This window comes from Bacillus thermotolerans (genome assembly GCF_000812025.2).
GTDB lineage: Bacteria > Bacillota > Bacilli > Bacillales > Domibacillaceae > Quasibacillus > Quasibacillus thermotolerans.
In genome coordinates this window covers 1-7,700 of sequence record NZ_JWJE02000082.1, presented here as the reverse complement: position 1 = coordinate 7,700, position 7,700 = coordinate 1, and the positions used below count along the sequence as shown (strand labels likewise).

Below are 7,700 nucleotides of genomic sequence, written 5' to 3'. Positions count from 1 at the left end.
TAAAAAAGATGACCCCTGTTCAATACAGAGATCATCTTCTTAAAACTGCCTAGGCTTTTTTTAAAATGTCCTTTACAAAGGGTACACTTTACGCAGTCGCTGGCTTTTTTGTTTATTTTTTCAATTTACATTTCATTTTTTCATTTTGCTTTTATTAGGATAGATGGTTCGTAAGCTTACGGTTATATTCCGCTACAATACGGCGGCTTTCTGAGTATTCCTGTTCGCGCTGACGTTCAACATCCATTCTCACATCATGATTTTGGCTGTACACTTCATAGCCTACTCCGTGCGAGCTTTGCATCGCTTTCTCCATGCTTTCTGTGTACTGCAAATTCAGTGAGTTTAATGAAGTAATAGGGAATCAATCCTTTCGGTTTTTGTGAACAAATTTTCTTACGTCATCAATCGTAACAGACGTTTAATTTTCTGACAAAAGCGATATAGCCTTCTCTCGCCTGCTATGGACTGATTTGACGTCCTGACTGTGATATATATAACCGTATTCTTAAAATATAAACCATATCCTCTGGATTTCTTTATATTTCAGAATATTCCATAAAATCAAACAATTAATATAACAACCGAGGCTGATCCCTTTTATCTCTTCTTTTCAAATTTTAATGCGTATAGCCAAGCTCATCCATTGCTTCTTGAACAAGTGTGACCGCCTGGCTCATGGCTGCTCCTCCGCCAAAAGCAGCTGCTACGCCAAGGGACTCCAACACTTCTTTCTCACTGCAGCCTTTATCAAGGCATTCTTTTAAATGGTAAATAATACAGTATTCATCCTGCGCGTAAACACTTATGCCCAAGGCAATCAACTGTTTCTGCTTCTGAGAAAGCTCACCTTCTTTGAAGCACTCGGCAGTAAACTTGTAGTAGTGGTGAGCAAGCTCAGGCATTCTTTTCTCAAAAGTACCCATGCCTTCTTTATAATCAAGCAAGGCTTCCTCCGTCGAGCTCAATTGATCCTTTTCCATAAAATAACCCCCTTTGATTTTTATCTCTTTTAATATGCGATGGGGGAATCCATTTTATCCTCTCTTAAAAAACAAACACCCGCAGAGCTGTCTCTGCGGGTGCTTGCTTAATTATTGACTTACCGGAACGACTGAGCCGCCCCATTCTTCCTTCATAAAGCTTTGGATTTCTTCTGAACGAAGAACCTCAACAAGCGCTTTGATCTTCTCACTGTCCTCATCACCGCTGCGAACTGCGATAATATTCACATATGGAGAATCCTCTTCTTCAAGAGCAATCGCATCCTCTAATGGATTTAGGCCAGCGTCAATCGCATAGTTAGAGTTGATAAGAACTGCGTCACCTTCCCCATTTTGATACACCTGCGGAAGCAGAGCCGCCTCATAGTCGTAATCAAACTTTAGGTTCTTCTCATTCTCTGCGATATCTTCAATGGTTGCTTCTTCTTTATTTACGCCTTCTTTTAACTTAATAAGTCCTTGTTTTTCAAGCATTGTTAAAATACGGCCATGGTCCGCTACAGAGCTGCTCATCAGGATTGTTGCTCCCTCTGGCAGTTCTTCTAAGCTTTTATATTTCTGAGAGTATACGCCGATAGGCTCAATGTGAATGCCGCCAGCATTTGCAAAGTCATAGCCATGCTCTTTCTTTTGTGATTCAAAATAAGGAATATGCTGGAAGTAGTTGGCATCTAATTCTTCTTCAGCCAGCGCCTGGTTCGGCAGTACATAGTCTTGGAATGTTTCAATAGTTAATTCATATCCTTTTTCTTCAAGCAGCGGTTTCGCTTCTTCTAATATGATGGCATGAGGAACATTAGAAGCACCGACAACGAGCTCTTTATCTTCTGTTCCACCGCCTTCACTTCCACCGTTTCCTTCTTCATTGTTGCCTTCCGACCCTCCACCGCAAGCAGCGAGTGCGAAGACAGCCAATGCCGTTAGTAAAGCAAGCAGCCATTTCTTCATAATTGTCACCCTCCTAAATTTTATCTTTTATCTAATTTGTTCGTGAAGAAGTCACCAACAAATTGAATAACAAATACAATAAGTAAAATTACTACTGTCGCTACAAGAACGACATCTTCCCTGCTTCTTTGGAACCCGTCAAGGTAAGCGAGGTTTCCAAGGCCTCCAGCGCCAATGACACCAGCCATTGCTGTATAACCAACTAGCGCAATAGCTGTAACGGTAATACCTGAAACAAGCGCCGGCATAGACTCAGAAAGCAGCACCTTCCAAATAATCGTGCTGGTTTTCGCTCCCATTGCTTTCGCTGCTTCAATGACCCCTTTATCAATTTCACGAAGGGCAATTTCCACCATGCGTGCATAGAAGGGAGCTGCTCCGATAATAAGAGCCGGAAGGGCAGCGTTCTCTCCAATCATCGTTCCTACAAGCGCCTTTGTAAACGGAATTAATAGAACAATTAAAATGATGAAAGGAATAGAGCGAAAAATATTTACAAATGCACCGACAACCGTATAGACCATCTTATTTTCCCAAAGGTTGCCCTTTGCTGTTAAAAATAATAACAAACCAAGCAAAATACCAAGGATAAAAGTAGCCACGACGGAAATACTTGTCATGTAAAGCGTCTCAATGGTTGCCTCCCAGATATTCTCCCAGTTTACGTTCGGAAGCCATTGCTCAAGCATTCGTAATCACCTCCGAACTTACTTTCTGCTCTTTCAAATACTCAACTGCTTTGTTTACTTCCTCTGAGGCACCTGTTAAATGAACGAACAGTGTACCGTAGGGGCCGTTTTGTGTCTGGGACACCTTGCCTTGTACAAGGTTCACGCCTATATTAAATTGACGAATTAAATTAGCAATCACCGGCTGCTCTGCACTTTCACCGACAAACGTCAGTTTTACCAGCTGCCCATCCGGGTATTGTTCTAACAAATGCTCAATGGTTTCCTTCGATTCTTCTGGTTCCGTCACTTGCTGGACAAACCGTTTCGTAATCGGCTGCTCCGGTGACTTAAATACATCAAGCACCGGTCCCATCTCTACAATATGCCCCGCTTCCATTACAGCTACCCGGTGACAGATCTTTCGGATGACATGCATTTCATGTGTAATGAGAACAATTGTCAAGCCAAGACGCTTGTTAATATCGACAAGCAAATCAAGAATAGCATCTGTTGTTTGCGGGTCAAGCGCTGAAGTCGCTTCATCACAAAGTAATACCTTCGGATCATTAGCTAAAGCTCGGGCAATGCCAACACGCTGCTTTTGTCCGCCGCTCAATTGAGAAGGATAAGAGTCTCCTCTGCCTTCAAGACCTACGAGCTTAATCAGTTCGTTTACCTTTCTCTCTCTCTCTGACTTAGGTACCCCTGCTATTTCGAGCGGAAACGCAATATTTTCTCTTACTGTTCTTGACCAAAGCAAGTTAAAGTGCTGGAAGATCATGCCGATTTCCCGGCGTGCCTGGCGAAGTTCGCTTCCTTTAATTTTTGATACTTCACGATCAGCGACAACGACCGAGCCGGATGTAGGAGTTTCCAGCCCATTAAGCATACGGATCAGCGTACTTTTCCCCGCTCCGCTATATCCAATTACACCAAATATCTCTCCTCTATTAATAACGAGATTGATGTCATCTACTGCAGTGACTTTCCCGTTTTTCGTGGAGAAGATTTTCTTTACGCTTGATATCGAAATCATGCTGTTATATTCCCCCATTCGAATGTGCTTGTAGACAAGCAAAAAACCTTTCTGCTCATGAGCAGAAAGGCAGAGTGATTCGCAATTCCTTTCTCTCATCTGCCAAAGCGCACCGCTTTGTGTGAATTGGCACCTTTTCAACAAGTGTTCTCACTGCTGACGGTTGCCGGGCTTCATCGGGCACATCCCTCCACCTCTCTTGATAAGAGCTATATAAGTTATGTTGCTTTCTCAGTGCGTTGATTTTACCATTCTTCTGCGAAAATTGTCAATTCAGATCGAAGGAAATTTCCTAAGTAGTTTCTTCCACATTTTCATGAAGCAAACATTGCCTTAAAGCGTATTTCCAAGAAAGGAAATCGTGCCCGAAAGGAAGCTAGTCTCTCCGCTTTTAAGAAGCGTACTGATTCAGCTTCTCATATATATGAGGGACTGAGTGGAAAGCATAAATCTTTTCCATTAATTCCCCGTCCTTAAAAATAAGCAGACAAGGAACACTTTCGATTGCCTGGCTCATCGCAAACTCTTCATAATAATTTAAATCCAAGCGCACCCACTCAAATTGCTTCACTACCTTCTCCACAACATCGAGCATTTTTCCAGCCAGCTGACATGTTCCACACATGGGCGTGTAGGCATAAACAGCAGTTAAACGGTTCGCCTCTATGATCGTATTTATATCTTGCTGTGCTTGCTGATCATCCATCTTTCTGTAAAAACTCTCCTCTCACGTCAATGTTAGCGCCTAACAGTACGGAAGCCAGGTGACGATAAGGAGCCGCAGCGACTTCTTTGTACACACGGTCAATATATAAATGACGCGCTTCCGGCAACTCACGGATAAACTGCTTGCGCAGCCTTTCTCCCGCTTTATCCGCATCGACAAGAATGTAAACATCTCTGCCAAACAGCTCATCAATCAGTTCATCCATCCGGCTCACACCAATTGTACCGTTTGTACAAATAATTTCCACCGGCTCATTGACAATCTCCCGGACCCTCTTTCGATCGGAAGCTCCTTCTACAACAATCGTTTTCTCCGAAGACATAATCATCACCCTTTATTATGCATTCCTTATCCTTACTCGTATTGTCCCTCTTTTTCATAAAAAATGCAAAGAAAGGCGCTAGCGGCTGTTTTGGACCGACCAGCAAATGTTCTCACCCTAGGAAGCTGCTTGTTGGCTTCATCGGGTGAGGTTATTTGACCTCGAGGGCCAAGACGCTAGAGCCAGACAAAAAGAAAGGCGCTAGCGGCTGTTCTGGACCGACCAGCAAATGTTCTCACCCTAGAGAAAAAGAAAAAGCCGCTCCAAGTATGTACAGATTAAGTACAGGAGCAGCTCTCTTCAGTGATTAGTCTTCTTTTGTCATTTCGTCATACTCTTCAGCAGACATTAAGCTGTCAACTTGAGAAGCATCAGATGGCTCTACAACGATCATCCATGCTTTCTCGTAAGGAGATTCGTTAACGAATTCAGGGCTGTCATCAAGCTCCTCGTTTACTTCTACTACTTTACCGCTGACAGGTGCATAAAGCTCTGAAACTGTTTTAACGGATTCTACACTTCCGAATGGTTCGTCAGCTGTCACTTCATCGCCAACAGACGGCAGCTCAACGAATACGATGTCGCCCAGCTCTGACTGTGCGAAATCAGTAATCCCGATGCGCAGTTTGTCTCCTTCTGTTTTTACCCACTCATGTTCTTCTGAATAACGCAGTTCTTTTGGCGTAGCCATATTGAATCCCTCCATCACTTAGTCTACATTTCAAATGTACTTATTATAAAGCCGTAACGCAACTAAAAACCCTCCACGCAGGCTCTATAACCATTGTTTCTCAAATTCTTCTTCTTTAAAACCGACTGTTACCTTCTCCCCGTCCGTAGTAAGCGGGCGCTTGATTAACATGCCGTCAGATGCAAGCAGCTCTAAAAGCTCATCCTGAGAGGCAGTCTTCACTTTATCTTTCAGACCCAGCTCCCGGTATTTCTTGCCGCTCGTATTAAAGAACTTCCTTAATTCCAGTCCGCTCTTTTCCTGCATGCTTTTTAATTCTTCTTTCGAAGGCGGCTGCTCAACAATATGTATTGCTTCAAATTCAACTTGATGCTCCTCTAGCCACTTCTTTGCCTTGCGACATGTACCACACTTTGGATACCAGTAAAACGTTAATGCCATGACTCATTGCCCCCTTTTAAACAGCGTGGGTTCATTAGAATCCTTCCACATTTTTTCAAACTCTTCTGATTAAATGTATCTTCTTTTCGGATAAAAATCAACATCTCTCCGTCGTTCTTCTGCTTCTCCTAATTAGCAAGTTATCTACTCTACTTTTTGGGAACAAGAATACTGATGGAGGTGCTTACCTTGAAGAATATAGAGAAAGATACATTACTTATTGTTGAGATGCTGAAAGAAGAAAAGTACCAGGAAATCAATGACATGCTTACAGGTAAAAGACCTTATGATCTGGCCTCCCTCTTTCAGAGCATTCCAGATAAACACCGGGCAGCCATGCTCGAACATTTAGATGAGGCGGTTATCGCCAGCATGATCACGAGGTTTAATCATATGAATCAACTGGAACTCCTCGGAAAAGTTGGCCCTGTCCGGGCAAATAAAATACTTTCTCTTCTCGATACGGATGTTCTATCTTCCCTGCTGCGTCATTTTCCAAAAACGGACCTTGACAGGTTCCTGTCAGAAATGAACGAAGAGAAAGCACGATATCTTCAGGAGATGATAAGCTATCCACCTAATACAGCCGGCAGCATGATGACCGACAGGTACCTCTCTGTTCAGGTGCATGATACAGTAGCTGAAGCGGTAGAAAAGGCGAAAGTTCATGCTGTATATTCAGAAACATTATTTCTTATCTACGTACTTGATGAAACGGGGAAGCTGGCTGGAACGGTCTCTTACCGTGATCTCGTCATCGCTGAAGGAAATGAAATAATAGAAAATATTATGTTTAGACAAGTTCTTTCTGTTTCCCCCAATACAAAGAAGACAGAGATTCACCGATTGCTGCAAAAGTATGACTTTAGCGCTATTCCTGTTGCAGATGCAGAGAACAGGCTCCTTGGCGTTATTACATTCGATGATATGATGCAGCTTGTTATTCAAGAAACCAATGAAGACATAGGTAAGCTCGCAGCAGTAGATAAGGAGATTGATTTCGATACAAAGCCTGCCATCGCCGCTAAGCGACGGCTTCCGTGGCTGATTATCCTTCTTTTTATCGGGCTTGTATCCGGAAACATCATCTCAGCGTTCGAGGAAACTCTCGAACAAGCAGTAGCACTGGCTTTTTTTATGCCATTGATAGCCGGTATGACTGGAAATACAGGCACCCAATCCCTTGCTGTAGTAGTCAGAGGACTTTCAGAGCAGGACATCGATGGAAAAACAATTATCAAATTAATTCTCCGTGAATGTAAAGTCAGTCTTCTTATCGGCCTAGTTTGCGGCGGCATGATTTTCCTGATTGCCTTTATCTGGCAAGGAAATATGTACCTCGGTATAGTCGTCGGCAGTTCGTTATTTCTGACATTAATTCTCGGAACACTGGCTGGGACGATCGTTCCGTTAATCCTTGACAAGTTTAACTTCGACCCGGCCGTTGCTTCGGGACCATTAATTACGACAGTAAACGATATTTTTTCCTTGTCGTGTACTTTTCCATCGCGTCTTTCTTCTTAAGCAACCTCTTATAATCTTTCATCATCCACCCTAATCGGATCAGACTGAAGAAGCCTCCGACTAGTCGGAGGCTTCACGTTGTTGAAAAACAACTTAGTCAAGAAAACCCTGGTGAATTCTCACCGGGGTTTTCACTTTTTTTGAATTGTTAAACGGAACCTTCTATAATATGAGAAGTGAGGTGGAGACCGATTTTCTGTAAAGAGCGGAGTTTGGCCCACTTTTTCAAGTTTTGTATGATGCCGGTCATCAAAACTTGCGTTTTCACTTTTTGAACTCCACGGTAACGTGCATAGCGCAGACCGTGGAGTTCTTTACTGTGTGCAAAGCTTAATT

The 7,700-nt window shown here is 42.9% G+C and carries 11 protein-coding genes and 1 riboswitch; of the genes, 1 reads left to right on the top strand and 10 read right to left on the bottom strand.

Features of this window, described 5'->3' with window-relative positions:
• Nucleotides 1-154 precede the first annotated feature (154 nt).
• From QY97_RS18330 to QY97_RS18290, 9 genes are all read right to left on the bottom strand, one after another.
• Nucleotides 155-304, bottom strand: a complete 150-nt coding sequence (locus QY97_RS18330; protein ID WP_166701717.1) for a hypothetical protein — start codon at nt 302-304, stop codon at nt 155-157.
• Nucleotides 305-620: 316 nt separating this feature from the next.
• Entirely contained in the window at nt 621-983 is a 363-nt protein-coding gene (locus tag QY97_RS18325; RefSeq protein WP_039231623.1) for a carboxymuconolactone decarboxylase family protein, read from the bottom strand.
• A gap of 111 nt (nt 984-1,094) precedes the next feature.
• Complete coding sequence (locus tag QY97_RS18320) at nt 1,095-1,952, bottom strand: MetQ/NlpA family ABC transporter substrate-binding protein (protein WP_039231619.1); 858 nt, start codon at nt 1,950-1,952, stop codon at nt 1,095-1,097.
• 20 nt (nt 1,953-1,972) lie between these two features.
• Nucleotides 1,973-2,641, bottom strand: a complete 669-nt coding sequence (locus QY97_RS18315) for a methionine ABC transporter permease (RefSeq protein WP_039231616.1) — start codon at nt 2,639-2,641, stop codon at nt 1,973-1,975.
• Nucleotides 2,634-3,659 (bottom strand): methionine ABC transporter ATP-binding protein, encoded by a 1,026-nt coding sequence (locus QY97_RS18310; protein WP_039231613.1) that lies wholly within the window; start codon nt 3,657-3,659, stop codon nt 2,634-2,636. Before QY97_RS18310 ends, QY97_RS18315 begins: the two co-directional genes overlap by 8 nt.
• Nucleotides 3,660-3,751: 92 nt before the next feature.
• A riboswitch (SAM riboswitch) is annotated at nt 3,752-3,868 on the bottom strand.
• Between the two features lie 182 nt (nt 3,869-4,050).
• Nucleotides 4,051-4,365 carry a thioredoxin family protein gene (locus QY97_RS18305; RefSeq protein WP_046128816.1) on the bottom strand — a complete coding sequence of 105 codons (315 nt, stop codon included), beginning with the start codon at nt 4,363-4,365 and terminating at the stop codon, nt 4,051-4,053.
• Nucleotides 4,358-4,708 carry a toprim domain-containing protein gene (locus QY97_RS18300; RefSeq protein WP_408606300.1) on the bottom strand — a complete coding sequence of 117 codons (351 nt, stop codon included), beginning with the start codon at nt 4,706-4,708 and terminating at the stop codon, nt 4,358-4,360. Before QY97_RS18300 ends, QY97_RS18305 begins: the two co-directional genes overlap by 8 nt.
• A 307-nt stretch (nt 4,709-5,015) precedes the next feature.
• Nucleotides 5,016-5,399, bottom strand: coding sequence for a glycine cleavage system protein GcvH (gene gcvH, locus QY97_RS18295; RefSeq protein ID WP_039231608.1), 384 nt, complete (start codon nt 5,397-5,399; stop codon nt 5,016-5,018).
• A gap of 84 nt (nt 5,400-5,483) precedes the next feature.
• Nucleotides 5,484-5,840 (bottom strand): arsenate reductase family protein, encoded by a 357-nt coding sequence (locus tag QY97_RS18290; protein WP_039231606.1) that lies wholly within the window; start codon nt 5,838-5,840, stop codon nt 5,484-5,486.
• Nucleotides 5,841-6,029: 189 nt separating this feature from the next.
• Here QY97_RS18290 and mgtE point away from each other — a divergent pair, with 189 nt between their 5' ends.
• Nucleotides 6,030-7,364 (top strand): magnesium transporter, encoded by a 1,335-nt coding sequence (gene mgtE / locus QY97_RS18285; protein WP_332370334.1) that lies wholly within the window; start codon nt 6,030-6,032, stop codon nt 7,362-7,364.
• Nucleotides 7,365-7,512: 148 nt separating this feature from the next.
• On the opposite strand, the gene QY97_RS18280 is transcribed toward mgtE, so the two are convergent.
• The coding region (locus QY97_RS18280) for a transposase (protein ID WP_039231265.1) at nt 7,513-7,700 on the bottom strand (188 nt) is incomplete at its 5' end.